The following is a 25,547-nucleotide window of genomic DNA, read 5'->3' as shown; positions in this document are numbered from 1 at the left end:
TCGCGAACCTCAACCATCAACCCGAGGCGACAGTGAGATGAGGCCGAACCAGGGACTGCGGTAACGCACACAACCAATTATCAGCCTGCTTAGTTTTCCAAGGATAGTGCAGTATCCGGCTTGCACGAAACAATCACCCATATGACCAGAGGCGCTGACCGCTAAGGACGGCAGGCGTGTCGGATGTGGCATTGGAGCCGGAATCGCTCGGCAAAAGCAATGACGCGCGAGTCCTGGGGCCCCGCCTCGCGGCGACCAACGCTGACGGCGGACACACGGCGGGTACTTGAGGATCCTACGGGCCGTCATCACATGTCGGCCGCGCGTTCGGTCAGTGCTCGAAGCGGGTTGCTGGTTGCTGTTGACTGACGGATGCGACGACGGCGGCCGCGATGTCGCGGAGCTTGCTGTTCCTCCCGCATGCCGGTAAATGGCGAACAACAGGTGTCATGCGTAGCCCGTGCCCGTTACTTTCGAAGGTCGGGATAGATGCCCCTGGTCTCGGCGCGGCGGTTCCGGTTGGTCACCCAATCCGACGGGTAGATCTTCGGCAGGACATTCGACAGGGCCAGCGAGGCGTAGATGACCGTATTGATCGCTACGAACGCCGCGAGAATGGCGAACAGATTCGAGTGCAGCACCGACTCCGGAAGGAGGATACCAGTGGGGACGATAGGTCCTGCTGACGTGCTGAACATGGCCTAGGCCTCCTGGGATTCGAGCGAGCGTGCCGGGGCGGCGTGAGTGAGGTGCTTCCAGCTGGCCGTACGGCCGAAGGAGAGATCGACGACGCCCTTGACGTAGACGAGGTTGAGGAACATGTCGAAGAACAGCTCGGGGAAGAGGGTCAAAGCCAGCAGCCGTGCTCTCCACCCGCCCTTCCACACCGTGACGACGCGCTCGACGGTGAACAGCAGTCCGAGTCCCAGCCAGAAGGGGAACCAGATCCACGTCTCGAGTGCCACGACGGTGATCAGAATGAGCGCGAGGTAGGAAGTCAGAGCGATCACCCCGTACCCGATGCCGAGCTGCTGCGCCCAATACCGCATGGTGGGAGCTGTGACACCGTAGGCGCCGATGTTCTCAAGCGCTCCGCGCTGCCAGCGGAGCCGCTGGTTCCACAGGGTGCGCCACGACGGCATGAGCTCGGTCACGACGGTGCAGTCCTGTGGCGAGATCATGAGGCCTCCGAGGGACTTGAGGGCGATGGTGAGTTCGTTGTCCTCCGTGAGGGAAGCAGTGTCGTACACATCACTCGGTGTACCGGGGATGGTCCTGCCGCGGCTGGCGGCGATGGTGCGCAGCGCCACCGGCCGGAACAGTGAGGCGGTTCCCGTCAGTACGAACACCCGTCCGCGACGGCGGCGCATCTGGCGTGAGTAGCGGATGTACTCGTTGCGCTGAAACTGGCCGATCAGCCCGTGCCCGTCCTCGCCGTAGAAGAGTCCACCGACCGCCATGAGCGCGCGATCATCGACGAAGCGCGCCACGGCGCTGGCGAGGAAGCCGTCATCGAGCTGTGTGTCGGCATCCATGACCATGACGACGTCGTTGTCCCCCTGCTGCGGCAGGACCTTGGTGAGCGCCTGGTTCAGGGCGCCGGCCTTCTTGTGGGTGTTGCCGACCGACTCGATCACCTCGACACCGGCCTCGCGGGCGACGCGGACGGTATCATCCGTGCAGTTGTCGGCGACGACGATGATGCGCTCCGGCCGGTGCGACTGGCTCTGCAGCGACGCGATGGTCTGCGGGAGGGAGGCCTCCTCGTTGTGCGCCGGGATGAGCACTGTGATCGTGACCTCGCCGGCGAACACGCCTCGGTTGGCGGCCATGACGACCTTGGGGGCAAGGGGCTGGTGGTTCGGGTTCATCGACCGACGCGCCTTCGTCGCGATCCGGCGTTCCACCACGGCGAGTCCGGCTCCTGCGAGCAGTGCGAGGGCGATCGCGGAGAGGATGACGTTCAGATCCGGGGCGTCGGAGTTGTAGAGGAGGCTCCAGACACCGAGCACAGCGTCGTGCGGATCGGCGACCGTGGTCTCGGGGCCGTTCACAGCGACCGCCAGCCAAAGCAGGGCTGCGGCCAGCGTGACGAGACCGACGATCACCAGGCCGACAATGCGATCGAGCTTGCCCTTGGTCGCGTAGGGCGCCGGCTCCGCCTCGTCCGGTTCAGGCTCAAGGCGATTCTGGAAAGCAATTTGCGTGGTCATGGAATGTGTTCCTTTCGAGACCGGCACCACGGCAACTTCCCCTGAAGTACCTGGCATGAGTACAGCGCCACCACCCAGCCGGAAGCCGCGCTTCAGCTTCGAGTCTTCCGCACCATCCTTAATCCAATCCGAGGCTAAACCCGAAGAAATAGGCAACGATTGCTATGGATCACCGCCTCTGATGATCCAGGCCGATGACATTCGTGGAGCTGTTCCGTCTGAGTAGATGACGAAAGAAGATCTGGAAGGAGATCGGATTATGGGACGGATCAGTGTGACGGAGAGTGTGACCCTCGACGGAATCATGCAGGGCCTTGGCCGGGTTGACGAGGACACCCGCAGCGGGTTCGCGCGCGGCGGATGGGGGGCCGGCTATCAGGACGAGGTGTCGATGACTTTCATGGGTGAAAGGATGACCGGTGAGGGGGTGATGCTGTTCGGCCGCCGGACCTACGAGGACATGCTCGGCTACTGGACGGCAGCGACGGACCCGAACCCCTTCACTCAGTATCTGACGCAGGTACAGAAGTACGTAGTCTCCCGCGCACCAAACCCGTCCACCATGAAGCTCGACCACCCAAACTCGACGCTGCTCACCGGTGAGGCAACACACACCGTCCGCGACCTGAAGGATCGAACGGACGGGAACATCACAATCCTTGGGAGCGGCGAGCTTGTTCGCGCCCTGCATACAGCCGGCATGGTCGACGAATACATTCTGCAGATTCACCCCATCGTGCTGGGTCAGGGGACTGCCCTGTTCGGAGCTGCAGACCGGGCAAATCTGACGCTGCAACGGTCCGTCACCACCACTACCGGTGTCATCATCGCCCAGTACTCCGTTACACCCGTATCCAGCGGGAGTGATGAGGCCGAAAGCGGCGACCGATAAGCTCCAATCGGAGAGGTCAGAGCAGTCGGGCACGCTCGAGACGGGGCTTTTCGAGATCACTTGCTCGGTAGGGATCGCCACTGCCCCGATGGAGTCTCGCTGTACGGCCAGGAGCGACTGTGGTGCGGGAGCAAACCTTACTGCAGTGTATGAAGGAACCGGCACGAACCGGAGGTCGATGTTAGCGGTGAGGGTACGAGTGACGTCAGTGAGAATCGAACTCAGTTCTGACGAGGCCATGGTTCTGCACGTGTGGGTGGCCAGCTTCAATCAGACTGGAGAGAGCACACAGGTACTGCCCTAGGACGACGAATAGACGCACCTCGATCGGAAGGTTCAGCATGAGCAGTGAGCGTGGCAGGAACAGAGTTCGGATTGCGCAGGGGCATACTTCGTGAGCGCGCCGGTCACTCGCTCGACCAGTTCATCCCAGGACTCGCGGTCGGAGTTCCGCTTGGTGCGCCCTGTGGCTCGATTGATTGCTGCTTCCGCTGTGGGCACGGCAGTGGTTGCGACGTTCCTCGATACCGCGTCGAGGACAACGATCAATCCGTTCAACTTCTTCGGGTTCTTCACCATGCAGAGCAACATCATGACTGCACTGGTTCTTCTGATCGCCGCGGTCCTGGAACTCGGCCGACGACCGGCTCCGGTGTGGCTTGTGCCCGTACGGGCTGCGGTGACCACCTTCATGGTCGTCGTCGGCGTCGTCTACAACCTGCTGCTGGCAGGTCTTGCTGGCGGAGTCGATCTGGCCTGGGCGAATTGGGTCCTGCACGTCGCGTTCCCCATCTACGCGTTCCTCGACTGGCTCCTCGCCACTGACCGACACCCCCTGCCCTTCACAACTATCGGGCTGACCCTTGTCTATCCACTGACATGGTGCGCGGTCGTCCTCGTTCGTGGTGCCACCGACGGCTGGGTGCCCTACCCGTTCCTGGACCCTGCTACCGGTTATGGATCCGTCGCCCTCTACGTCGTCGTCATTGCCGTCGCGTTCGCCGCGTTCGGCGCCCTCGTCATCGGGATCAGCAGGATACGCCTGCCCTGGGCGAACCGCTCCAACTCCACGCGGTAGGTCCCGCGCGTGGACAAGAGCCGCCGCTCCCAGCCCACCAGAACCGACCGGAGCCCCGAAATGCAGACGGACCACGGTGATGTCCGTGGTCCTTGCCGCTCACATGCTACTTCGTTCCACTCGCATCCGGGCCTTCGCTTCTCGACTTCGAGGAACGCCGCCCATGTCGAGACACACAGTCCGTCAATCCGAAGTTGTGGCTCGTCCCAGCAGCAACCACCAGCGACGCCATGTGCTCCCGCGACGTCGTCGGCCACGCCAAATGCATCGCTCATGGAGCGATAGGCATCACCGCTCAGAACGCGTTCGTCATGCTCACAAGCCGGCTTCTACACCAACACGAAACTCATCGACGTGGCCGAACACCTCGCCACCACCGGAGCAATACCCTCCCGGGCCATGAATGCCTGCCACCGTACTGCGGAGCGGAAACCACTAGTTCCCAACGGTCTGCTGGCCCAGAGGAGAATCGGCGGCCGTGCGCGTCCCGTGGCTTCCTTACGGCCCGGGGCCGTCGTTCGAATGCGTGAGTCGACCGGGGCGTGGCTCAGCTGTGCGTCGTGTTCTTCCGCATCTCCTCGAGGCTCAGCTCCGGTGCGCCGCCTGCTGCCGCCTCCGGGTCCATCCACACGAAGTCCCAGTGGTGGCCGTCGGGGTCGTCGAAGCTCTTGGAGTACATGAAGCCGTGGTCTTGCTCGCCGGCGGGCGTCGCGCCCGCTGCGAGGGCCTTTGCGTGAACGTCGTCGACCTCCTCTTTGCTCTCAGCGCTGAGGGCGAGCTGCACCTCGGTCGAGGTGGTGGCGTCGATGATCGACTTGCTGGTGAACTCGGCGAAGAACTCCCGCGTGAGCAGCATCGTGGTGATCGTGTCGCTGATCACCACGCTCACGGCATTCTCGTCGCTGAAGCCCTCGTTGATGGAGTACCCGAGCGCTTCGAAGAACGTCCGGGATCGCGCGAGATCACTGACGGCCAGGTTGATGAAGATCGTGGTGGGCATGGAGACGATCCTTCTCTCGGGACGCCGGCGGCCCGTCGCCGCCGATCGTCACTGCATGATGGTGAGGGGCGGCCGACATTGTCAAGCGACTGGGAGCAGCGTTGCGGTTCGGCCGGGGCACGTGGTTCCCAGCTGCCACCCGGACGCGGAGGTACGTCCCGTAACCCTGAAGCTTCACACGACAATCGAACGGGTCGATTGCCGTGCCACCTCTTCCCCGGAATCACGGGGCTCCCTCTGTCTGGGGAACTCCTCTCGACGCCCTTCTCGAACGCCTAGCCCCGTATGTCGCCGAACAACGACAGGGCCGTTGCTTCGCTACCCGATGAGCTAGCTGACGGCGATCAGGGTCGCAACGATTGCGAAGACGGGGAGAACGCCTTGCTTGATAGCTGCGCTCCTCTTGGTCGGACTTGAGACGAACAAGACCAACGCTGCGGAAGCCATTGACCCGACCCCGGCGAATATCAATGCCGCGCCGACACCGGCGTCAGCCGCAACGAACACGACGATGCCCACCAGAGCATTGAGGGCGAGGAAGAGATTGTAGAAACCCTGGTTGAACGCGAAACTCTTCGTGACCTTGACCTCGGCATCACTGGCCGGCCCGAACGTGCGACGCGCCTGAGGACCTTCCCACGCGAGGGACTCCATCCAGAAGATGTAGAGGTGCAGTACGGCAGCCAAGGCGGTCAGGATCAATGCCATCAGTGTCATGGTGAGCTTTCCGGTAGACGTGCACGGTCCTAAGCGGCGAGAACGAGACGACTCTACCGAGCCACTACACGCCGAATACGGTCGAGCCCGAGCAGCCAGCGACTCCACGCAGTCGTGCCCACAGCCTATCCGGCCGGATACCATCACGACGCGTTCGATAGGCGATGCCCTGTCGGTGCATCCGGCCAGCGCCGGGAATCCCTAGGTTCGGCACGGCAGACCTCGACCTCATCGAGGCAGCACCACCCCGCAGCCACCACAGACGCACGCACCACCGAAGCAGGTATGGCCCGCGACCGCAGGTAGCCAGCAATACAGCGGAGTCACCGACTCTGGATCTCGAGCATTTCCCGCCGACACGTGGCATATGGAAAGCGAAGGCAACGCCAGTCGGTGGATGACGCGGAGGAACCGGTAGTTGGAGGGAATGCTCGCCGAGCCGCCGGCGGAGGAATCTGATGAGTGAGGACCCTTGATGGGAGTTCGGCTCCGATTCCGGCGGCTGGTCCCTCCGGTAGCTCCGATCTCGACTTCCGCCGCCTGGTGGGAGTCGCCGGATCGCGTCCGAGCGTTCGCTACCCCGGCTGTCGACGCTCAGTAGGGACGGCGCTTCCTAGTAAAATGACGATCGGATCTCCGACTGGTCTCCCAATGCTGATGTGTTGAGTTGGTGTGCCGACGCTGCGAAGGCAGCACCATGCCATCATCCAGTGAGGAAGACCCAGTGATCAAGGCCTACACGTTCGACGACCGATTCGACGTCGTCCGCTTCGAGCGTTGCGCTGTCTCCGTGCGCGCCAGGACGAACGTCGTCATCTCCGAGGTAGATGCTCTGATGATCCTGCGGCGATGCTTCGAGCTGACGGACAACCGGCAGTACGTCGTCCTCCTGACGGTCGCCAACATCATGGGTGTAAGTGCTGGTGCCCGCCGTGTCCTGTCCTCGTCCCGCAACGTTCTTGCTGCAGCGCTGTTCGGCCAGGGTGCCATGGATGAGGTTCTCGCCGCTCCCTATCTGCGGGCCGTGTATCCGGGCGAGTACTTCACCGAGGAAGCCAGCGCCCTGCGGTGGCTGGCCATGATGCACGATCTCGTATGCGCCGACCCTGTCCCCCATGCCCTGAGTCTTACCGTGGACCTGGACCCGTTCCGCCCACGGAAGCCACGAGTAGCCTGAACCGCGGCACTTCCGCGGCACTCGGTCTTTCTGGCGCATGCAGGGCGGAGCACAGCATGGCGTTAGGTGTCGATGGTGGGTCAGCGCAGCCGTCACAACAACCCCCGGCGGGAACTACGCCTCGGGTGATGTGGCGGTCACTGACCCAGCCCGGAGAGGCGGCTCTCGACGCACACATACGGGCACTTCGGGAGCTAGCCGGCACCGTCTGACGCATTATTTCTCGATCAGACGTCTCGTCGACCTGAAGCGTCACGAGACACTCGAAGGGCTCGAGCGCCGTGCAACCATTCCCCGGAATCGAAGGGGGTCCTTCGTCCCAAGTACCCGCCTCATCGGCTTGCAGCAGTATGGGCGGTGGGGAGCAGTTCCCCACCGCCCATACTCAGCGCTGACCCGTTGGCTTCTCCTGGAGAAGCTACTGGGCCTTGCCGTTGCCCGGTCGTACGGTGATCGCAGCCGTTGCGGTGGTTTCGATACCGGCGTGGTTGACCGCGGTGGCGGTGAGCTCGAAGCTGCCTCTGAGCCCTTCGATGGGCAGTTCGTATCGGCCGTCGACTCCGGTGATCTCCTGCCCGTCGAAGGTGACGGTGAGTGAGCGGACGCCCGACTCGGCGTCGTCTGCTCGGACGTCGAGCGTGAGTCCGCGCCTGGCACCGACCTTCGTGTCCTTGAGCCCTGTGACGACTGGTGCTGTCTCGTCGGGCACCGGAGCATTCACGTAGGCGATGCTCGGAGCGGGAGGCGTCGTCATCCCCTCGCCCAGGAAGAAGCTCGTGTGAGGGGGCTGGTTGTAGGCGGTGTTCTGCCATGCGACGCCGAGACGGTACACAGGATCGTGCATCAGGGTGCGGATGCGGTGCTCGGTGACATCGGTGGTGGTGAGGATCTTCAGCGATGAGTGGTCGGTACTGCGGTAGACGAGTTCTTCGCGCCAATCACCGAACAGGTCGGCCTGCAGGGCCGGGTTCCCCTTGGTGCCGTTACCGGTGAGTGTGCCGTCGAGGGTGAGTAGCCGTTCTTCTGTCGTCGACTCCCAGTCCCACTTCGAGATGGTCGGGGTCGCACCGGTGGCGAGCTCCAGCGGGTCGGTGTAGTCGTGGTCGGTGATCTCACGCAGCAGGTCCCCGTCCCACCAGGTGAGGAAGTTCGCCGCGGGAATGCTCGTGCCGAGGTCCGTGCCGTCGGCTGCGCGGAGTGACCCGACCTTGGAGTAGAACTTGTAGGTCCCTCCGATCGCCCACGCCTCGTTGCCCTCATGGGTCGGGTCGATGTCGCCTGCAGCTCCGCGACCGGTGTCACGGGTACCGGGGATGGACCAGAGGATCTCGCCGGTTGCAGCATCACGCATCGTTGCCGCACGCTGTCCGCTGCTCGTCATGCTCTCGTGCACCGAGTAGACCTCGAGCCCGTCACGGGAGGGGATGTGGTCCGTGACGTGCATCGCGTCGCCGTGGCCGAGGCCGGTGGTGTACAGCGGGGTGCCGTCGCTGTCGATCGTCATGGATCCGAAGACGATCTCGTCGGCGCCGTCGGCGTCGACGTCTGCGATGGAGAGGTTGTGGTTGCCCTGGCCCGCGTACTGGCTGCCGGCAGTGGTCGAATCGAATGACCAGCGCTCCTGGATCCTGCCGTGGACGAAGTCGAACGCGGCGATGGAGGTCCTGGCGTAGTACCCGCGGCTGAAGACCATGCTCGGGGTCTCACCGTCGAGGTAGGCCGTGCCCGCCAGGAAGCGGTCCATCCGGTTCCCGCTGGTGTCACCCCAGGAGGCCAGCTCTCCGCGCGCCGGTACGTAGTCGATGCTGTCGAGGGCCGCACCAGTAGTGCCCTCGAAGACGGTCAGATATTCCGGCCCGGCGAGGATGCGGCCGCTCGTGTTGCGGTGGTCCGCCGCGGCGTCGCCGATGACGACGCCGGCACCATCGACTGTGGCGTCGGCGGTCTTCATCGCGACTTCGGCTCGACCGTCACCGTCGTAGTCGAAGACCTGGAACTGGGTGTAGTGCGCTCCGGCACGGATGTTGCGGCCGAGGTCGATCTGCCACAGCCGCGTGCCGTCGAGAGTGTAGGCGTCCAGGTAGACGTTGCCGGTGTAACCGGAGCGCGAGTTGTCCTTCGCGTTCGTCGGGTTCCACTTGAGGATGATCTCGTACTCGCCGTCGCCGTCGAGGTCTCCGACCGATGCGTCGTTGGCTTCGTACTCGTAGGTCTCCCCTGTCGGAGTCGTTCCTCCTGCCGGGCGCTGGAGCGGGATGTCCAGGGACTGGTCCCCCCACGGGCTGAACTCATCGGTGACCGTCACTTCGCGCTGGTCGATCAGCGCGGTCACGCGGTAGACAGAGGTACTGGTCCCTGCCGCGTCGAGCATGTTCGTGCTCCCGGTGATCGGGTCTTCAGTGATGCGCACGCCGTCGCGGTAGACGTGAAACCCGATCGATTCAGGGTCGAGGCCGAGCATCCGCCAGCCGACATAGACTCCCCCTTCGGTCGTCACGGCGACCGGGGCCCGATCGAGGTATTCCATCTGCCGGACCGGCGTGTCCTCCGGCGCAGCTGATGCAGGCATGCTCACCAGCGTTGCAGCAGCAACGGCGGCCACTGCCGCCGCTCCCAGTGCTCGTCGTGATCTTCGTGGGTGGACGAATGAAACCATAACCATCTCCCTTGATGTCCTGGTACAGAAGAAAGCCCAGAGCCTCCCCAGTTGGGAAACCGCTTTCCTTAACGACTTCATCGTCCGTTCGCGGCCCGACGGTTGTCAAGAGCAACAAGCCGGATCGTGCATCGCCCCTGAGGACATCACGGGCCGAACCGCTGTTCACTGCAGAGTGAGGCATCGCAGCGGCGTGGGCTGCTCGGACGGGAGCGGTCCACCGTGCATCCAGCGTTCCAGTAGCCGGATGTCGCACCACCGGTCACTTCAGAACTCTCCGTAGGGCCAGTCGAAGTGGGCGCGCGTCTCCTCGAGCGGCAGATGCAGGGTGCGGGCGATGTCATTCCAACTCGCGCCTTCATTGCGTGCCAGCCGGACGGCCGCTGCCAGCTCCCTCTCGGCTCGCTGCGCCTGTTCCTGACGGTCTTTCAACAGGGACTTCCAGTCATGGATGAGCCGGCCATGCAACGCCAGGTCGTCGTCGCTCGCTTGCTCGAAACAGTCCCCCAGCAGCCGGTACGAGGTGAAGGCTCTGAGGGCTTCGTCGGGGCTGAGGTTGTCGAAGTCGTCGGTGTTGTTCGGACCTGCATAAGGCGGTCTCCTCATCGGCGTGACTCCTCAAGAAAGCGTCGTGTCGGGAAATCCTTCACCCGGGCACAGCGGGAGTAGGGCCCGAACGGCCACCTGCGCCCCTTCACCTGGCCGGCGAAACCATCGTCGTACCTGGGGACAACTGATCCTGCACGGCAGGATAGACCTCACTGGTCGAGTCCGTAACCCTCGACCCCGCGGCCGGGACGACGAACGATGCGTACCAGAAGCAATGGTGCTTCGGCGAGACCACCCGGGCTCGGATGATCGGGAACAGGGTGCGGCTACTGCGCCGGCCGTTCGCGGCGCCGTGGATCTCGATCCGCGTCGCGATGATTCGCGGCTGATATTCGTCGCCGGCGACACTCCTGGGAAGCACAACGGGTGAGACACGTTGCGCCGCTTCCTCTCGTCCGTCAGCGAACTGGCGTGCAACAGCGTCACCGATCAGTGAAGAATGAGAAAGTACGCCACAGGCCGCGCACACCGTGAGTGCTGTTCTCGACGGCGAGGTCGAGAGCCCCTCCGGCGGAAACACCGTATGCCCGCGTATTCGTCCTGGTCTGCGTCCCTGCACAGCGCTGACCCCCATCAGAACAGGAAGTGTTCATGCCCTTTCGAAGCAAGCAGACCCTCGAATCCTGGGTCGAGGAGTTCCGTACCACCCGCGAGGGCGGCGCCCTGATCACTGTCCTCGTGCAGGAGGGATTCGATGGCGCGGACACCGGCCTGGTCACCGTCCCCCTGCGCGACGACGGCACGGAGATCTATATGCAGCCCGTCGCCCTCGGAGACCCGACCTGGTCGGTCACCATCGGGATGCGGAACGCTGAAACGACATTGAGCGCAGCCCAACTCCATGGGCTTGCCGCCGAGCTCCTCCTCGCGGCCTCGCTCTGCCAGTTCCTCCAGGAGAAATCCATCCACCACGTCGAAGAACCAGCCGAAGACCGGGACAGCGACCACTAGGGTCTCGGGGTCCTGCGTCGACAGCCCTCCTGATCACCGATGGAGCGCCTGGCCGCTCGTTGCGCGGCAGGCTTCGCCGGGTCGGGATCCGGGCATCAGCCCGGCCTGTCAGTCCCCTCGTCACTCACGGTGTCAGTGCCGTGTTCTACGCTGTGTAGTGGAGTCCTGTCCGGGGTGTCCGTCGTACTCGACCTACCGTGCACCCTGGGCAGGACTTCCGACTGCCCGCGGGTCCTGCCCGAAGCGCGGCCCCGAGTACGGCCCGCAGCGCGGCCCCGAGGAGGGACCGCGCTGCGGGCATCAGAGGACGCTGCGGTACAGCCCGAGCGTCGTCTCGGCGATGGAGCCCCAGTCGAAGTGCCGCTCCGCGCGTTCCCGTCCCGCCGCGCCCATCGCGGACGCCTTCGCCGGGTCACCGACGAGCGCGTTCAGGGCCGCCGCGAAGTCGTCGACGAACCGCTGCGGATCGAGCGGCGTGCCCGTGCCGTCCTGCACCTGCTCGATGGGCACCAGGGTGCCGGTGACGCCGTCGTCGATCACCTCGGGGATGCCGCCCGTGGCGGACGCGACGACGGCGGCGCCGCATGCCATCGCCTCGAGATTGACGATGCCGAGGGGCTCGTAGATGGACGGGCACGCGAAGACGGTGGCGTGGCTGAGGATCTGGACGACCTCGCGGCGCGGCAGCATCTTCTCGATCAGCACCACGGACCCGCGCCGCTCCCGCAGTTCGGTGATGAGCACCTCGGTCTCGGCCGCCAGTTCCGGCGTGTCCGCGGCGCCCAGGCAGAGGACCAGCTGCACGTCGGCCGGCAACTGAGCGGCCGCGCGGAGGAGGTACGGTACACCCTTCTGCCGCGTGTTGCGGCCCACGAAGACCACGCTCGGCCGGTCCGGGTCGATCCCGTGGGCGCGCAGCGCGTCGTCGTCCTCGTCCCGCGCCCACTGGGCGACGTCAATCCCGTTGTGGACCACGTGCACCTTGCCGGGGTCGACGTCGGGATAGCTGCGGAGGATGTCAGCCCGCATTCCGGCGGACACGGCGATGACGGCCGCGGCCGCCTCGTAGGAGGTCTTCTCCACCCAGGACGAGAGGGCATAGCCGCCGCCGAGCTGCTCGGCCTTCCAGGGGCGCAGCGGCTCGAGGCTGTGCGCGCTCAGGACGTGCGGGATGCCGTGCAGCAGGGACGCGAGGTGACCGGCCATATTGGCGTACCAGGTGTGCGAGTGCACGAGGTCGGCGCCTCCGATGGCGTCGAGCATCTGGAGATCGGTGCCGAGGGTCTGCACGGCGGCGTTCGCTCCGGCGAGCCCCTCCGGGACGCCGTAGGACAGGACGGACGCTCCGTGGTAGTCCTCCGGCCGGGGCGCACCGAAGGCGTGGACCCGGAGGTCGACCTGCGGCGCCAGGACCCGGCTCAGTTCGGCTACGTGCACCCCCGCGCCACCATAGATCTCGGGCGGGAACTCCTTGGTCACAATGTCTACTCGCACTATCTCAACGTAGTGCAGTGCGTCGGAGTCCTCTAGTGTGAAGTGGACCGGAAGGGTTCCGGGATGTGGGACCTACGCCGGATCGGTCCGGATCGGGACGGCAGATCACTCAAGGAAGAGCGGGGGGTCGATAGTGGCACCGAAGAAAGTACTTGCCGTGGTGTTGGCAGGCGGAGAAGGCAAGCGGCTGATGCCATTGACGGCGGACAGGGCCAAGCCCGCCGTGCCGTTCGCGGGGAGCTACCGGCTCATAGACTTCGCGCTGTCCAACCTGGTCAACTCGGGATACCTCCAGATCGTGGTGCTGACGCAGTACAAGTCGCACAGCCTCGACCGGCACATCTCCGAGACCTGGCGGATGTCCACGCAGCTGCAGAACTACATCGCGTCCGTCCCGGCGCAGCAGCGACGCGGCAAGAGCTGGTTCCTCGGCAGCGCCAATGCCATCTACCAGTCCCTGAACCTCATCCACGACGCCCAGCCGGACATCGTCGTCGTGATCGGCGCGGACCACGTGTACCGCATGGACTTCCAGCAGATGGTCGACGCCCATGTGAAGAGCGGCGCCTCCGTGAGCGTCGCGGCCGTGCGGCAGCCGATGAACCTCGTGGACCAGTTCGGCGTCATCGAGGTCGACCAGCACGACCCCGGTCGCATCGCGGCGTTCGTCGAGAAGCCGACGACGACGCCGGGCCTGCCGGACGATCCGAACAGCTTCCTCGCGTCGATGGGCAACTACGTCTTCACCACTGATGCGCTCGTCAAGGCCCTCGAGGACGACGCCGCACGGCTCGACACCAAACACGACATGGGCGGGGACATCATCCCCTACTTCGTGGAGCGCAACGACGCCGCGGTGTACGACTTCACGACGAACGACATCCCGGGCGCCACCGACCGGGACCGCCAGTACTGGCGTGACGTCGGCACCATGGACTCGTACTACGAGGCCAACATGGACCTCATCTCGCCCCTGCCGCTCTTCAACCTCTACAACCTGCAGTGGCCCATCTACACGCGGCAGAGCGTCTCGCCTCCGGCGAAGTTCGTCCGGAGCGCGTCGGGCCGGTCCGGCGAGGCGCACGACTCGATCGTGTCGGCCGGCGTCGTCGTCTCCGGCGGCGCAGTGCAGGGGTCGATCCTGGCGACGGATGTGTTCATCGACGAGGCCGCCGAGGTCACCGGCTGCGTGCTCCTGGACAAGGTCACCGTCGGCGCGGGCGCCGTGGTCCGGCGCGCCATCATCGACAAGAACGTCCGCATCCCGCCGGGCGCCCAGATCGGGGTGGACTTCGAACTGGACCGCAGCCGCGGGTTCGCGGTCACGGATTCAGGGCTGACGATCGTCAGCAAGGGCCAGGTCGTCGCACCGGCCTACCCCACCACCTGACGCACGCGCCGAAAGGCCCCCGGCACGCGCCGGGGGCCTTTCCGTGTCCCGGGGCTAGGCGACCCTCGTGATGGCGACCCTCACGTTCAGGGTGGAGCCCCCGCCGCCGGAGAGGATGCCCTTGAGCGGCGAGACGTCCCGGTAGTCGCGGCCGCGGGCCACGGAGACGTGGAAGTCGCTCACCGGGCCGCTGTTGGTCGGATCCCAGCCGCGCCACTCGCCGTCGTACCACTCGACCCACGCGTGCGACTGACCCGCCACCGTCTCGCCGACGCCGGCGCTGCGTCGCGGGTGGAGGTAGCCGGAGATGTACCGTGCGGGGATGCCGAGGCTGCGCAGGGCGCCGATGGCGACGTGCGCGAGGTCCTGGCAGACGCCCTTCCGCTCGGCCCAGGCATCGCGTGCGTTGGTCTGCACGCCGGTGGCGCCCTGGACGTAGTCCATCTCAGCCCTGAGCCAGTCGAAGACGGCGTGGGCGGCCGCATGCGGGTTCAACCCCTCGGTCACGGCTGCGACCTGTTTCCGCACCTCCTCCCCCGGCTCGCTGAGCGGCGTCTGGCTCAGCCAGTCGGAGAAATCGTCCGTGAGGGACGGCGCCGCGAGGTGCTCCCAGGACAGGATCTCGTCCTCGCCGGGGACGCGCTCGGACCGGCTGACCTCCACGGTCGAGACGGCCGTGACCTCCAGGTGCTCGTGGGGCACGTGGACGTCGAACGAGGTCACGCGTGTCCCCCAGTAGTCGCGGTAGGTCGCGACGGCGGCACTCGAGGGGTTCACCTTCAGCGTGGACTCGAGGACCACCTGCTGCGGATCGGTCAGCGGCGTCATCCGGGCCTCGTTGTAGGACAGCGAGACCCGGCGCAGGTAGTCGTAGCCGGTGCGGTGTTCGATCAGCAGGCGTGTCATGAGACCTCTCCGACCCAGGACAACTCGTCGGCCTGGGAAAAGTACGTGCGGGAAACGGCATCGGAGGCCCGCGCGCAGGCCTTCTGGACGCGTTCCATGTGCTCGGGCAGCTCGGACATCAGGTCCCGCGTCTGGTGGAACTCGAGGAAGGTCCGGGCCTGTCCCACGATCCGGCTGGCGTCGTTGATGAAGCCGACGCGCTGGTAGGCGGGATTCAGCTGGGTCAGGCACTTCTCGGCGTCGCTCAGCGCATAGACGATGGAGCGCGGGAACAACCGGTCCAGGAGCAGGAACTCGGCGGCCTGCTGGTCGCCGAAGGACGCCCGGCGCGTCCGCAGGAACGACTCGTAGGCGCCGGCGCAGCGCAGCATGTTGACCCAGGAGAGGCCGGCCGCGTGGACGTCGTGGGTGGAGAGCATCCGGGCCGTCATGTCCGCCCGCTCCAGGCTGCGCCCGAGGACGAGGAACTGCCAGGACTCGTCGTGGCTCATCGTGGTGTCGGAGAGGCCGCGCACCATCGCGGTACGCTCCACCACCCAGTGGCAGAAGCGGTAGGTGCCCACGACGTCCTTGCGGTGCTGCGTGAGCCCGTACCACGTGGTGTTGAGGCTCTCCCACACGCTGCTGGAGACGGTCTCACGGGCGCGTCGGGCGTTCTCCCGGGCGGCTCCGAGGGCACCGGCGATGGAGGTGGCGCTCGTCCGGTCGTACGCGAGGGCCTGCAGCAGGTCGGAGAGGTCGATGTCGTCCTGCTCCGGGCGGCTGCCCATCACTCCGAGCAGCTGACGCGAGGTCTCGCGCTGCTGGGGCAGCGGCATCTGGTTGAGCCGTTCGAGATGCACGTCCAGGATGCGCGCGGTGCCGTCCGCCCGTTCGACGTAGCGGCCGATCCAGAAGAGGGATTCAGCGATCCGGCTGAGCATGGGGCCTGCCTTCCAGGGGGGTCGTGTGCGGGATGCGGGGCGCGGGAGCGGTCACTGCTGCTGCTGCTCCGACTGCTTGTCCTGCCAGTTCGTCTCGATCGGCCAGACACTGGTGCGCTCGCGGACGGTCACCGCCGGGCGCTCCCGAGGTCCGTCGTCGCCTGCCGGGCCGCGCACCTCGCCGTCCACCACCCAGGTGTCCTTGGATCCGCCGCCCTGGCTGGAGTTCACGATGAGCGAGCCCTCCTTCATGGCCACGCGCGTCAGCCCGCCGGGCAGCACCCACACCTCCTCGCCGTCGTTGACGGCGAAGGGCCGCAGGTCCACGTGGCGGGGGCTGAACTGCCCGCCGGACATCGTGGGCACGGTGGAGAGCTGGAGGACCGGCTGCGCGATCCAGCCGCGCGGATCCTCGAGGACCTTCGCGCGGAGGACATCGAGCTCGGCCCGGGTGGCGTCGGGTCCGATCACGAGGCCCTTGCCGCCGGAACCGTCCACCGGCTTGACGACGAGTTCGTCCAGCCGGTCGAGCACCTCCTCGCGCGCGTCGGGCTCCTCGAGCCGGTACGTGTCCACGTTGGCGATGATGGGCTCCTCGCCCAGGTAGTACCGGATGAGATCGGGCACGTAGGTGTAGACGAGCTTGTCGTCGGCGACGCCGTTGCCCACGGCGTTCGCGATCGTGACCATGCCGGCACGTGCTGCGTTGACGATCCCGGGACACCCGAGCACCGAGTCGGCCCGGAACTGCAGGGGGTCGAGGAACTCGTCGTCGATGCGCTTGTAGATGACGTCCACGCGCTGCTCCCCCGCCGTCGTCCGCATGTACACGCGGTTGCCGCGGCAGATGAGGTCGCGTCCCTCCACGAGCTCCACGCCCATCAGGCCGGCCAGCAGGGTGTGCTCGAAATAGGCGGAGTTGAAGACTCCGGGGGTCAGGACGACGACGGTGGGGTCCTCGACGCCCGGCGGCGCTGTCTTGCGCAGGGCGGCGAGGAGCCGCCGCGGGTACTCCTCGACCGGACGGATGTGCTGCTGACCGAACGCCTCGGGGAGGCCTTTCGCCATCGCCCGCCTGTTCTCCAGGACGTAGCTGACGCCGCTCGGCACACGCACGTTGTCCTCGAGGACGCGGAAGGTGCCCTGCTGGTCGCGCACGACGTCGATCCCGGAGATGTGGACGCGCACGCCGCCGGCCGGCGCGAACCCGGCGACCTCCCGGTGGAAGTGGGCGCTGGAGGTGATCAGGCGCCGCGGGATCACGCCGTCGGACACCACGGCCATCTTGTCGTAGACGTCGCTCAGGAACGCCTCGAGCGCCCGCACGCGCTGCGCCACGCCGCGTTCGAGCACGTCCCAGTCGCTGCCGGCGATCACGCGCGGCACGATGTCGAGCGGGAAGGGCCTTTCCTCGCCCGCGAAGTCGAACGTGACGCCGCGGTCCAGGAAAGTGCGCGCCATCGAGTCGGCGCGCGCCGTCACGTCGGCGAGGTTCAGCTCGTCGAGCGCCGCGGCGACCTGGCCGTACTCGGTGCGCGGGAACTGCCCGGGATCGAACATCTCGTCGAAGGCGGGCGTCTTGCGGGCGGCGGCTGCGTAGTCAGCAAAGAGCTCGGACATGGGTCAACAGTGCCATGGATCCCGCGCCGGTACACCGCGGCACACGCCGGTACACGCACGGTTAACACGCCCGAAACGAAGCGGACGGGGTGCATGGTTGAATGGCCGGATGAAGAACGAGAACCTGCGCCGGGACGAGGCAGCTGCACGTTCGGCACTGCTGCAGACGGAGCGCTACACCGTCGAACTGGACCTCTCGGATGCCAGGGACCCCGCCAGGGGGACGTACCGGAGCACCACCACCGTGTCCTTCACCTGCCGGGAGCCGGGCAGCTCCACCTTCCTCGACTTCATCGGGGAGGTCACCTCCGTGGAACTGAACGGACGCGCCCTGGATCCGGCAGTGGCCGGCGACGGCGCCCGTGTGAGGCTCGACGACCTGGCAGCGCACAATACGGTGACGGTCGAGGGGCTGGCCGCCTACAGCACGAGCGGCGAGGGACTCCACCGGTTCGTGGACCCGGTGGACGGCGAGACCTACCTCTACACGCAGTACGAGCCGGCGGACGCACGCCGCGTCTTTGCGAACTTCGAGCAGCCCGACCTCAAGGCGTCCTTCACGTTCAGCGTCCTGGCACCGGCGGGGTGGACGGTGGCCTCGAACGGCGCACAGGCGAACGCCCTGCCGTCCGACGACGGCACCGTGCACTGGACCTTCGAGCCGACGCGGCGGATCTCGACGTACATCACCACGATCCTGGCCGGCCCCTACCACCGGGAGACCGGCTCCTGGACGGGCACACCGGGGACCGCGGGTGAAGGCCTGGAGGTGCCGCTCGCCCTGTACTGCCGCCGGTCGCTGGCGCCCTCGTTCGACGCCCCGGAGATCCTCGACACGACGCGGCGCGGCCTCGACTTCTTCCACGAGCTGTTCGACTACCCGTACCCCTTCGGCAAGTACGACCAGGCCTTCGTACCGGAGTACAACCTCGGGGCCATGGAGAACCCCGGACTCGTGACGTTCACGGAGAACTACGTCTTCCGGTCGGCCGCCACCGAGGCGCAGCGCGAGGCGCGCGCGAACACGATCCTGCACGAGATGGCGCACATGTGGTTCGGCGACCTCGTGACCATGTCCTGGTGGGACGACCTCTGGCTCAAGGAGTCCTTCGCCGACTACATGGGAGCTCTCGGCGTGGCCGAGGCCACGCGGTGGAGCACTTCGTGGGTGAGTTTCGCCAACCGCCGGAAGGCGTGGGCCTACGTCCAGGACCAGCTCCCGACGACGCACCCGATCGTCGCGGACATCCCCGACCTGGAGGCCGCGAAGCAGAACTTCGACGGCATCACGTATGCCAAGGGCGCCTCGGTGCTGAAACAGCTCGTCGCCTTCGTCGGCCGGGACGCCTTCACCGAGGCGGCGCGGCAGTACTTCCGGAAGCACGAGTACGGGAACACGACCCTCACCGACCTCCTCGACGTGCTGGCCGACGCGACGGGACAGGACCTCGGGTCCTGGTCGCGGTCCTGGTTGCAGACCTCCGGCGTGCCGTCGCTCCGGGCGGAGGTCTCCGCCACGAACGGTGTCCTCTCCGGGGTGACGATCGTGCAGGAGGCCCTGGACCCCGTCACGGGCCGGGACGAGCCCCGGCCCCACCGCATCCGGCTCGGCCTGTACTCCTTCGACACGGAGGGACGCCTGGTCCGGACGAGAACCGAGGCGGTGACGGTCGAGGGCGGGCGGACGCCGGTGCCCGCGCTCGCCGGCGCAGCGCAGCCCGATCTCCTGCTGGTCAACGACGACGACCTCACCTACGCGAAGCTCTCCTTCGACGAGCGGTCGCTCGCCACCCTGCTGTCCTCGATCGACCGCCTGCAGGATCCCCTCGCACGCGCCACCTGCCTGACCGCGCTCTGGTCGAGCACCAGGGATGCGCTCCTGCCGGTGGGCTCCTACCTCGACGCCGTCCTGCTCGCCGCACCGGCCGAGACGGGGGTGGGCGTCCTACAGGTCCTGCTGGCCAATGTGCGCACGGCGGTCGAACGGTTCGCTCCCGCCGACCAGCGGGACGGTCTCCGGGACCGGATGTGCCGCTTCCTGGTGGACGGGCTGCGGAGCGCCGGGGCGGGGTCGGACCTGCAGCTCGCCTGGGGCCGTGCACTCGCCACCGCCGCCCGCACCGTTCCCCGGGCGGCCGACGTGGTGCGCTCCGTCCTCGACGGCGATGAACGGATCCCGGGGTTGCCCCTCGACGCCGAGGTGCGCTGGCTCTTCCTGCAGGGGCTCGCCGCGCAGCAGCGCGTACGGCCGGGCGAGCTGGAGGCCGAGCGCGCGGCCGACCCGACCGCGGCGGGCAGGGTCGGATTCACGCTGGCCTCCGCTGCGATACCGGACGCAGCCATCAAGAAGGCGACGTGGACGGAGGCCGTGCAGGGTGAGCGGCTGTCCAACGAGTTGCTCAGCGCCGCGATCGAGGGCTTCCTGCTCGGCCCGCACGAACTCCTGGCGAGCTACGAGGAGCCCTACTTCGAGGCGCTGCGCCGCGTCTGGTCCGAGCGCGGCATCGAGATGGCGAGCAGGATCGTCCGGGGGCTGTACCCGGGCCGTCAGGATGCCTCGGGTGCACCGAAGTCCCACCCGATCGTGCGGAGGACGGACGAGTGGCTCACGGCCAACGCGGATGCGCCCGCCGCCCTGCGGCGCATCGTCGTCGAGGAGCGGGACCATCTGCTGCGCGCCCTCCGCGCACAGGTTCAGGGCACGCGGTAGAGCCACTCCCCGGTGCCGAACTTGTGCTCCACCAACTCCTCGGCGCGCCGCAGTTCGTCGTCGGACAGGGTCGTGTCCACCGCACCGTAGCGGCGGCGGAAGGTGGACATCATCACGTCGATGATTTGCTCCCGGGACATGCCGGTCTGGCGTCGCAGCGGGTCCACGCGCTTCTTGGCGCTCTTCGTGCCCTTGTCGGACATCTTCTCCTTGCCGATGCGGAGGACCTCGAGCATCTTGTCGGCATCGATGTCGTAGCTCATGGTCACGTGGTGCAGCATGCCGCCGTTCGCCAGCCGCTTCTGGGCCGCGCCGCCGATCTTCCCGATGTCCGTGGCGATGTCGTTGAGGGGCTGATACCAGGCCCGGATCCCGAGCTCCTCCAGCGCCTCCATGACCCAGGCGTCGAGGAAGGGATACGAGTCCGCGAAGCTCATGCCGTCCACGAGGGACTGCGGGACGTAGAGCGAGTACGTGATGGCGTTCCCGTGCTCCATGAACATGGCGCCGCCGCCGCTGATCCTGCGGACCACGGTCACACCGTGCCGGGCGGCGCCCTCCGGGTCCACCTCGTTGCGCATGGACTGGAAGCTCCCGATCACGACCGACGGCGACTGCCATTCCCAGAACCGCAGGACCGGGTTGCGGGCACCCGCACCGACGTCACGGGTCAGCACCTCGTCCATGGCGACGTGCATCGCGGTGGACAGCGGTGTGGGCGGGATGATCTCCCACTGGTGGTCCGCGAAGCCCGTGGCCCGGCCCAGTGCACGGCGCACCGCGGTGGCGACGGCCTCCGCCGAGAAGCCGAACAGGACGGCGGTGGGATCGAGCCGTGTGGTGATGGCGGCGGCGAGTTCTCCCGGCGCGGTGTCGGCGGGCAGGCCCTCGAGGGCCGCGTTGATGTCCAGGAGGGCTTCGTCCGGTTCGAGGAAGAAGTCGCCGTTGACCGAGACGTGGGCGAGGCGTCCGTCGCGCACATCGAGGTCCACGGCCGTGAGCTTGCCGCCGGGCGTCTTGTACTCGCCGTGCAGGCGGTCGGTGTCCGGAGCGTGAGCCATGGCAGTGCCTTCCGGTAGGGCCCGGTGCCGGGCTCCGTGCTGATGGGATGCGGTGATGGGTCCGACACCGGAGTGTGGTGGCGGAGTGTGGCGGCGGATTGCGGTGATGGAGTGCGGTGGTGGAGCGCGATGCGGGTCCGGCGTTAAGCGGGAAGAGCCACGCCGGACCGGCGTGGCTCTTCCTGGCGGACGGTGGGCACGGGGCCGTCTGTCCGGTGCTCGCGCGGAGCTGGGCTACTTCTTGCCGCCGAAGCCCTTGAAGCGTGCGTTGAAGCGCTCGACGCGGCCGGCGGAGTCCATGATGCGCTGCTTGCCGGTGTAGAACGGGTGCGACTCCGAGGAGATCTCGACCTCGATGAGGGGGTAGGTGTTGCCGTCTTCCCACTCGATGGTCTTGGGCGAGCCGACCGTCGACTTGGTCAGGAACGCCTTGTCGGAGGCCAGGTCGCGGAACACGACCGACTGGTACTTGGGGTGGATATCAGACTTCACGGGACTACCTTCTCTGGTTGCCTGGATTTTGCCAGGCACGGGAAATTGAAAGGTTGGCGACAGTGCCAGCTGTCCATACTAGCGCAGGTGGGGCGTCGACGCTAAAGCGCGGGCCGCGCGCCGTCGTCGTACCGGCACTCCCAGAAGGCGACGGCGGCTGCCGCGGCGACATTGAGGGAGTCCACCCCGCCGTGCATGGGGATGGTCAGCGCGACGTCGGCCTCGGCGAGGGCGCCGGAGCTCAGGCCCTCCCCCTCGGTGCCCAGCATGAGGGCGAGTCGCTCCTGTTCCCGGGCCGGGAAGTCGCCGAGCTCCCGTGCGCCGGGCACCAGGGCCAGGGCGGCGACGGTGAAGCCCGCCCGGCGCACGGTGGCGAGGTCGTCCGGCCAGGTGCGGAGCCGCACCCAGGGCACCTGGAAGACGCTGCCCATGCTGACGCGCACGGACCGCCGGTACAGCGGGTCGGCGCTGCGGGGGCTCAGCAGCACGGCATCGATGCCGAGGGCCGCCGCGGAGCGGAAGACGGCCCCGAGGTTCGTGTGGTCCACCATGTCCTCGATCACTGCGACGCGCCGCGCTGAGGTGAGGACGGCGTCGAGCGGGAGGGGCGCCGGGCGGTGCACAGCGGCCAGGGCGCCGCGGTGGAGGTGGAACCCGGTGATGGCCTCGAGCGTCGCCTCGGGCGCCACGAACGCCGGGACGGACGGGAAGCGCGCGAGGACGTCGGCGAGGTCCGGCAGCCATTTCGGGGCCAGGAGGAAGGACCGCGGGGCATGGCCGGCGTCGATGGCGCGGCGCAGCACCTTCGAGCTCTCGGCGATGTAGAGGCCCTCGGCCGGCTCCTTCGCGAGGCGGAGCTGGACATCCGTGAGGTTCCGGTAGTCCGAGAGTCGGGGGTCGTCGACGGTCTCGAGCTGGACGAGCGCCATCAGGTGCGCGTACCGGACGCGGGGCCGGCTGCCGACGGGGTCACGCCCGGGCGACCGCGCTGTAGCGGCCGTTCTCCTCGGTGACCTTGAGAGCGACGTCGAACGCTTCGCTGAGGTTCTCCTCGGTCAGGACGCCTGCGACGGGCCCGGCGGCGACGATGCTGCCGTCGCGGAGGAGCAGCGCGTGCGTGAAGCCGGGGGGCACCTCCTCGAGGTGGTGCGTGACGAGCACCATGGCCGGCGCTTCCTCGTCCCGGGCGAGCTCGGTGAGGCGCTGCACCAGGTCCTCGCGGCCCGCGAGGTCGAGACCGGCGGCCGGTTCGTCGAGGAGCAGCAGTTCGGGGTCCGCCATGAGGGCCCGCGCGATCTGGACACGCTTGCGCTCGCCCTCGCTCAGGGAGCCGAACGGGCGATTCATGAAACGGGACATGCCCCAGGTGTCGAGCAGGCGGAAGGCGCGTCGCTCGTCGAGGCGCTCGTACTGCTCGCGCCACCGGCCGGTGACGCCGTAGGAGGCCGTGACGACGACGTTCAGGACCGTCTCGTGCTCCGGGACCTGGGTCGCCAGGGCCGCGGAGGCGAGCCCGATGCGCGGGCGGAGCTCGAAGACGTCCACCGCGCCCATCACCTCGTCGAGGATGCCGACCACGCCGCGGGTGGGGTGCAGGCGTGCGCCGGCGAGCTGCAGCAGGGTGGTCTTGCCCGCTCCGTTGGGGCCCATGACCACCCAGCGCTCCCCCTCGCCGACCTGCCAGTCGATGTCATCGAGAAGGGTCTTGCCGCCCCTGACGAGGCTCACTCCCGCCAGTTCCAGAACGTTCCTCATGGTCCTAGACACTAGGCTAAGGACCGGCCCCGTGGCGAAACCGGAGAGCCTCCGGCCCGGGGCGCCCGCCCGGCGGGTCGCCGGCTCCGCTCGCGTGGCGCACGGACCGCCCACGGGGACGACGCCTTCACCGTGAGACCTCACGGCCTCGGGACAAGTATTCGACGACGCCGCGGCAGCGGCACGGACAGGAGCGGACACATGCCGGACAACGCCAGGGTGGTCGCCTACGCAGCGACGCTCGAGGACGGCCACCGCCGTGACTTGACGGGAATCCTTGAAGCCCTCGGCGTCGACGTGACGGGGGCGTCCTCCGCGGGAACGTCGTCGTACGACGTCCTGACGCTGGAGGTCGTGCTCCCGGCCGCAGCGGCACCGGTGCGCGCCGCCCTCGCCGCGTGGACCTCGACGACCGGCATCGGCGCCGCGTATGTCCCGGACGCGGTGTACGGGCCGGGACCGAAGCTGCTGATCATGGACGTCGACTCCACGCTCATCAAGCAGGAGGTCATCGAACTGCTCGCGGCGCACGCCGGCCGCGAGGCGGAGGTTGCTGCCGTGACGGAGGCCGCGATGCGGGGCGAACTCGACTTCGCCCAGTCACTCCATCACCGCGTGCGCGCGCTGGAGGGACTGCCGGCGACGGTCATCGAGGAAGTGGTGGCCCGCATCGAACTGAGCGACGGCGCCGAGCGGCTCGTGGAGGCGTATCTCGGGGCCGGTCACCGCGTCGGTGTCGTGTCGGGGGGTTTCTCGCAGGTCCTCGCTCCCCTGGCCGACCGCCTCCGGCTGTCCTTCGCGAAGGCGAACGACCTCGAGGTCGTGGGTGGCGTCCTGACCGGGCGCGTCGCCGGTGCGGTGGTCGACCGCCGGGAGAAGGAGCGCACCCTCCGTGCCGAGGCGGAGCACGCCGGGATCCCGCTCGCCGCCACCGTGGCGGTGGGCGACGGCGCGAACGACCTCGACATGCTGGCGGCGGCGGGCCTGGGTGTCGCGTTCAACGCGAAGCCGGCCGTCCGCGCGGTGGCGGACGCCGCCCTGGACCTGCCGGACCTGGACGTCGTCCGCCACCTGGCAGGCGTGTAGGTCAGCTCTTCGCGAGGAAGTCCTCGGCGCCGCCCACGTACTCCGTGTGGCCGCTCGGCACGTCGGCCGTCGCCATCCCGACGATCTCGGTGGCGAACTCGGCCACCGAGTACAGGCGCCCGGCCTCCTGCCGGCGTGCCTCGATGGCACCCGGGGTGGCCCGGTCGAGCAGGGTCGCGGTGACCGTGCCCTCGATCATGTCGCCGGACACGACCACCAGGGAGATGCCCTTCTCGTCGAGCTGCGGGATCAGGGCGCGCAGCGCATCCTCGCCCGCCCGCTTGCTGCGGGCCACCGGTTCGTAGGCGTCCATGGTGGCGACCTTCTCGATGAAGTGCGCCTGGTGGCTCGTGATGAAGACCACGCGCGACCCCTCCGGCATGACCTCGACGGCCGCCGTCAGCATGCCGACCTGCGCGTCGCGGTTGAGCTTGAGCGCGTAGTCCTCCCCCATGTTCGTCTCCATGCCGCCGGAAGCGTTGAGCACCAGCAGGTCGAGTCCCCCGAAGGTGGAGACGGCGGCGTCGACCAGCGCGGCCGGTCCCTCCGGCGTGGTCAGGTCCGCTCCCACGGCGACGGCCCTGCCGCCGGCCGCCTCGATCGCCGCGACGACCTTAGTGGCGCGCGGCGCCTTCTGGCGGTAGTTGACGACGACGGCCGCGCCCTGCGCGGCGAGCTGCTGCGCGACGTCGGCGCCGATGCCGCGGGAGGATCCGGTGACGATTGCTGTGGTGCCCTCGAGGGTGGCCATGGTGCTCCTTCTACTGGAATTCTGGGTGCTGCCGGGATGCCGCTGGGATCATGCTGGGGTGCCGCA

Annotated in this window: 22 protein-coding genes; 7 read left to right on the top strand and 15 right to left on the bottom strand. The window is 67.3% G+C overall.

What is annotated here, in order from left to right; translation table 11 throughout:
• Window positions 1-467: 467 nt before the first annotated feature.
• Window positions 468-698 carry a hypothetical protein gene (locus ACX80U_RS06970; RefSeq protein WP_459267877.1) on the bottom strand — a complete coding sequence of 77 codons (231 nt, stop codon included), beginning with the start codon at window positions 696-698 and terminating at the stop codon, window positions 468-470.
• Window positions 699-701: 3 nt separating this feature from the next.
• Window positions 702-2,213, bottom strand: a complete 1,512-nt coding sequence (locus tag ACX80U_RS06965) for a glycosyltransferase family 2 protein (protein ID WP_459267876.1) — start codon at window positions 2,211-2,213, stop codon at window positions 702-704.
• Between the two features lie 226 nt (window positions 2,214-2,439).
• On the opposite strand from ACX80U_RS06965, the gene ACX80U_RS06960 reads away from it, so the two are divergent.
• Together ACX80U_RS06960 and ACX80U_RS06955 are read left to right on the top strand one after the other, a co-directional pair.
• On the top strand, window positions 2,440-3,105 hold the full coding sequence (locus ACX80U_RS06960; RefSeq protein ID WP_459267875.1) for a dihydrofolate reductase family protein: 666 nt from the start codon (window positions 2,440-2,442) through the stop codon (window positions 3,103-3,105).
• Between the two features lie 493 nt (window positions 3,106-3,598).
• The gene (locus ACX80U_RS06955) at window positions 3,599-4,183 is read left to right on the top strand and encodes a Pr6Pr family membrane protein (protein ID WP_208739412.1); all 585 of its coding nucleotides are present in this window, start codon (window positions 3,599-3,601) and stop codon (window positions 4,181-4,183) included.
• Between the two features lie 547 nt (window positions 4,184-4,730).
• Here the strand turns inward: ACX80U_RS06955 and ACX80U_RS06950 are convergent.
• Both ACX80U_RS06950 and ACX80U_RS06945 read right to left on the bottom strand, forming a co-directional pair.
• Window positions 4,731-5,183 carry a VOC family protein gene (locus tag ACX80U_RS06950; protein WP_459267874.1) on the bottom strand — a complete coding sequence of 151 codons (453 nt, stop codon included), beginning with the start codon at window positions 5,181-5,183 and terminating at the stop codon, window positions 4,731-4,733.
• Between the two features lie 330 nt (window positions 5,184-5,513).
• Window positions 5,514-5,891 (bottom strand): DUF1304 domain-containing protein, encoded by a 378-nt coding sequence (locus ACX80U_RS06945; RefSeq protein WP_459267873.1) that lies wholly within the window; start codon window positions 5,889-5,891, stop codon window positions 5,514-5,516.
• A gap of 706 nt (window positions 5,892-6,597) precedes the next feature.
• Here ACX80U_RS06945 and ACX80U_RS06940 point away from each other — a divergent pair.
• Window positions 6,598-7,077, top strand: coding sequence for a DUF7793 family protein (locus ACX80U_RS06940; protein ID WP_133081913.1), 480 nt, complete (start codon window positions 6,598-6,600; stop codon window positions 7,075-7,077).
• A 418-nt stretch (window positions 7,078-7,495) separates the two neighbouring features.
• Here ACX80U_RS06940 and ACX80U_RS06935 read toward each other — a convergent pair whose 3' ends face one another.
• Together ACX80U_RS06935 and ACX80U_RS06930 are read right to left on the bottom strand one after the other, a co-directional pair.
• Entirely contained in the window at window positions 7,496-9,739 is a 2,244-nt protein-coding gene (locus ACX80U_RS06935; protein ID WP_459267872.1) for a rhamnogalacturonan lyase, read from the bottom strand.
• A gap of 261 nt (window positions 9,740-10,000) precedes the next feature.
• On the bottom strand, window positions 10,001-10,339 hold the full coding sequence (locus ACX80U_RS06930) for a hypothetical protein (RefSeq protein ID WP_459267871.1): 339 nt from the start codon (window positions 10,337-10,339) through the stop codon (window positions 10,001-10,003).
• 594 nt (window positions 10,340-10,933) lie between these two features.
• Between ACX80U_RS06930 and ACX80U_RS06925 the strand changes: the two genes are divergently transcribed.
• On the top strand, window positions 10,934-11,293 hold the full coding sequence (locus tag ACX80U_RS06925; RefSeq protein WP_133081911.1) for a hypothetical protein: 360 nt from the start codon (window positions 10,934-10,936) through the stop codon (window positions 11,291-11,293).
• Between the two features lie 300 nt (window positions 11,294-11,593).
• Here ACX80U_RS06925 and glgA read toward each other — a convergent pair whose 3' ends face one another.
• Window positions 11,594-12,787 carry a glycogen synthase gene (gene glgA, locus ACX80U_RS06920; protein WP_459267870.1) on the bottom strand — a complete coding sequence of 398 codons (1,194 nt, stop codon included), beginning with the start codon at window positions 12,785-12,787 and terminating at the stop codon, window positions 11,594-11,596.
• 130 nt (window positions 12,788-12,917) lie between these two features.
• On the opposite strand from glgA, the gene glgC reads away from it, so the two are divergent.
• Complete coding sequence (gene glgC, locus ACX80U_RS06915) at window positions 12,918-14,177, top strand: glucose-1-phosphate adenylyltransferase (RefSeq protein WP_133081972.1); 1,260 nt, start codon at window positions 12,918-12,920, stop codon at window positions 14,175-14,177.
• A gap of 54 nt (window positions 14,178-14,231) precedes the next feature.
• On the opposite strand, the gene ACX80U_RS06910 is transcribed toward glgC, so the two are convergent.
• From ACX80U_RS06910 to ACX80U_RS06900, 3 genes are read right to left on the bottom strand one after another with little or no spacing between them, the layout of a single operon-like run.
• The gene (locus ACX80U_RS06910; RefSeq protein ID WP_133081909.1) at window positions 14,232-15,083 is read right to left on the bottom strand and encodes a transglutaminase N-terminal domain-containing protein; all 852 of its coding nucleotides are present in this window, start codon (window positions 15,081-15,083) and stop codon (window positions 14,232-14,234) included.
• A complete protein-coding gene (locus ACX80U_RS06905) occupies window positions 15,080-16,006 on the bottom strand; it encodes an alpha-E domain-containing protein (protein ID WP_133081908.1) in 927 nt (308 codons plus the stop codon). The genes ACX80U_RS06910 and ACX80U_RS06905 overlap by 4 nt, the downstream gene beginning before the upstream one ends.
• Before the next feature lie 51 nt (window positions 16,007-16,057).
• Window positions 16,058-17,626 carry a circularly permuted type 2 ATP-grasp protein gene (locus ACX80U_RS06900; protein WP_133081907.1) on the bottom strand — a complete coding sequence of 523 codons (1,569 nt, stop codon included), beginning with the start codon at window positions 17,624-17,626 and terminating at the stop codon, window positions 16,058-16,060.
• A 109-nt stretch (window positions 17,627-17,735) separates the two neighbouring features.
• Here ACX80U_RS06900 and pepN point away from each other — a divergent pair, with 109 nt between their 5' ends.
• On the top strand, window positions 17,736-20,336 hold the full coding sequence (gene pepN, locus ACX80U_RS06895; protein ID WP_459267869.1) for an aminopeptidase N: 2,601 nt from the start codon (window positions 17,736-17,738) through the stop codon (window positions 20,334-20,336).
• On the opposite strand, the gene ACX80U_RS06890 is transcribed toward pepN, so the two are convergent.
• The 4 genes from ACX80U_RS06890 to ACX80U_RS06875 form a co-directional block, all read right to left on the bottom strand.
• The gene (locus ACX80U_RS06890) at window positions 20,321-21,397 is read right to left on the bottom strand and encodes a lipoyl protein ligase domain-containing protein (RefSeq protein ID WP_133081905.1); all 1,077 of its coding nucleotides are present in this window, start codon (window positions 21,395-21,397) and stop codon (window positions 20,321-20,323) included. The two genes, pepN and ACX80U_RS06890, sit on opposite strands and share 16 nt — an antisense overlap.
• A 234-nt stretch (window positions 21,398-21,631) precedes the next feature.
• Window positions 21,632-21,889 (bottom strand): type B 50S ribosomal protein L31, encoded by a 258-nt coding sequence (locus ACX80U_RS06885; RefSeq protein ID WP_105030659.1) that lies wholly within the window; start codon window positions 21,887-21,889, stop codon window positions 21,632-21,634.
• Window positions 21,890-21,990: 101 nt separating this feature from the next.
• The gene (locus ACX80U_RS06880; protein ID WP_459267868.1) at window positions 21,991-22,818 is read right to left on the bottom strand and encodes a TrmH family RNA methyltransferase; all 828 of its coding nucleotides are present in this window, start codon (window positions 22,816-22,818) and stop codon (window positions 21,991-21,993) included.
• 40 nt (window positions 22,819-22,858) lie between these two features.
• Window positions 22,859-23,644 carry an ATP-binding cassette domain-containing protein gene (locus tag ACX80U_RS06875; RefSeq protein ID WP_133081903.1) on the bottom strand — a complete coding sequence of 262 codons (786 nt, stop codon included), beginning with the start codon at window positions 23,642-23,644 and terminating at the stop codon, window positions 22,859-22,861.
• Between the two features lie 201 nt (window positions 23,645-23,845).
• Between ACX80U_RS06875 and serB the strand changes: the two genes are divergently transcribed.
• Window positions 23,846-24,730, top strand: a complete 885-nt coding sequence (serB, locus tag ACX80U_RS06870) for a phosphoserine phosphatase SerB (RefSeq protein ID WP_459267867.1) — start codon at window positions 23,846-23,848, stop codon at window positions 24,728-24,730.
• Window position 24,731: 1 nt separating this feature from the next.
• Here serB and ACX80U_RS06865 read toward each other — a convergent pair whose 3' ends face one another.
• Complete coding sequence (locus tag ACX80U_RS06865) at window positions 24,732-25,481, bottom strand: SDR family oxidoreductase (RefSeq protein WP_459267866.1); 750 nt, start codon at window positions 25,479-25,481, stop codon at window positions 24,732-24,734.
• Window positions 25,482-25,547 lie beyond the last annotated feature (66 nt).

This window comes from Arthrobacter sp. TmT3-37, assembly GCF_054510835.1.
The sequence above is the reverse complement of the archived record's forward strand: the minus strand, read 5'-3'. Positions and strand labels throughout refer to the sequence as shown.

Coding starts and splice junctions, on each gene's coding strand:
- ACX80U_RS06970 (WP_459267877.1), bottom strand. CDS start 698: ATGTTCAGCACGTCAGCAGGACCTATCGTCCCCACTGGTATCCTCCTT.
- ACX80U_RS06965 (WP_459267876.1), bottom strand. CDS start 2,213: ATGACCACGCAAATTGCTTTCCAGAATCGCCTTGAGCCTGAACCGGAC.
- ACX80U_RS06960 (WP_459267875.1), top strand. CDS start 2,440: ATGACGAAAGAAGATCTGGAAGGAGATCGGATTATGGGACGGATCAGT.
- ACX80U_RS06950 (WP_459267874.1), bottom strand. CDS start 5,183: ATGCCCACCACGATCTTCATCAACCTGGCCGTCAGTGATCTCGCGCGA.
- ACX80U_RS06945 (WP_459267873.1), bottom strand. CDS start 5,891: ATGGCATTGATCCTGACCGCCTTGGCTGCCGTACTGCACCTCTACATC.
- ACX80U_RS06940 (WP_133081913.1), top strand. CDS start 6,598: ATGCCATCATCCAGTGAGGAAGACCCAGTGATCAAGGCCTACACGTTC.
- ACX80U_RS06935 (WP_459267872.1), bottom strand. CDS start 9,739: ATGGTTATGGTTTCATTCGTCCACCCACGAAGATCACGACGAGCACTG.
- ACX80U_RS06930 (WP_459267871.1), bottom strand. CDS start 10,339: ATGAGGAGACCGCCTTATGCAGGTCCGAACAACACCGACGACTTCGAC.
- ACX80U_RS06925 (WP_133081911.1), top strand. CDS start 10,934: ATGCCCTTTCGAAGCAAGCAGACCCTCGAATCCTGGGTCGAGGAGTTC.
- ACX80U_RS06910 (WP_133081909.1), bottom strand. CDS start 15,083: ATGACACGCCTGCTGATCGAACACCGCACCGGCTACGACTACCTGCGC.
- ACX80U_RS06905 (WP_133081908.1), bottom strand. CDS start 16,006: ATGCTCAGCCGGATCGCTGAATCCCTCTTCTGGATCGGCCGCTACGTC.
- ACX80U_RS06900 (WP_133081907.1), bottom strand. CDS start 17,626: ATGTCCGAGCTCTTTGCTGACTACGCAGCCGCCGCCCGCAAGACGCCC.
- pepN (WP_459267869.1), top strand. CDS start 17,736: ATGAAGAACGAGAACCTGCGCCGGGACGAGGCAGCTGCACGTTCGGCA.
- ACX80U_RS06890 (WP_133081905.1), bottom strand. CDS start 21,397: ATGGCTCACGCTCCGGACACCGACCGCCTGCACGGCGAGTACAAGACG.
- ACX80U_RS06880 (WP_459267868.1), bottom strand. CDS start 22,818: ATGGCGCTCGTCCAGCTCGAGACCGTCGACGACCCCCGACTCTCGGAC.
- ACX80U_RS06875 (WP_133081903.1), bottom strand. CDS start 23,644: ATGAGGAACGTTCTGGAACTGGCGGGAGTGAGCCTCGTCAGGGGCGGC.
- serB (WP_459267867.1), top strand. CDS start 23,846: ATGCCGGACAACGCCAGGGTGGTCGCCTACGCAGCGACGCTCGAGGAC.
- ACX80U_RS06865 (WP_459267866.1), bottom strand. CDS start 25,481: ATGGCCACCCTCGAGGGCACCACAGCAATCGTCACCGGATCCTCCCGC.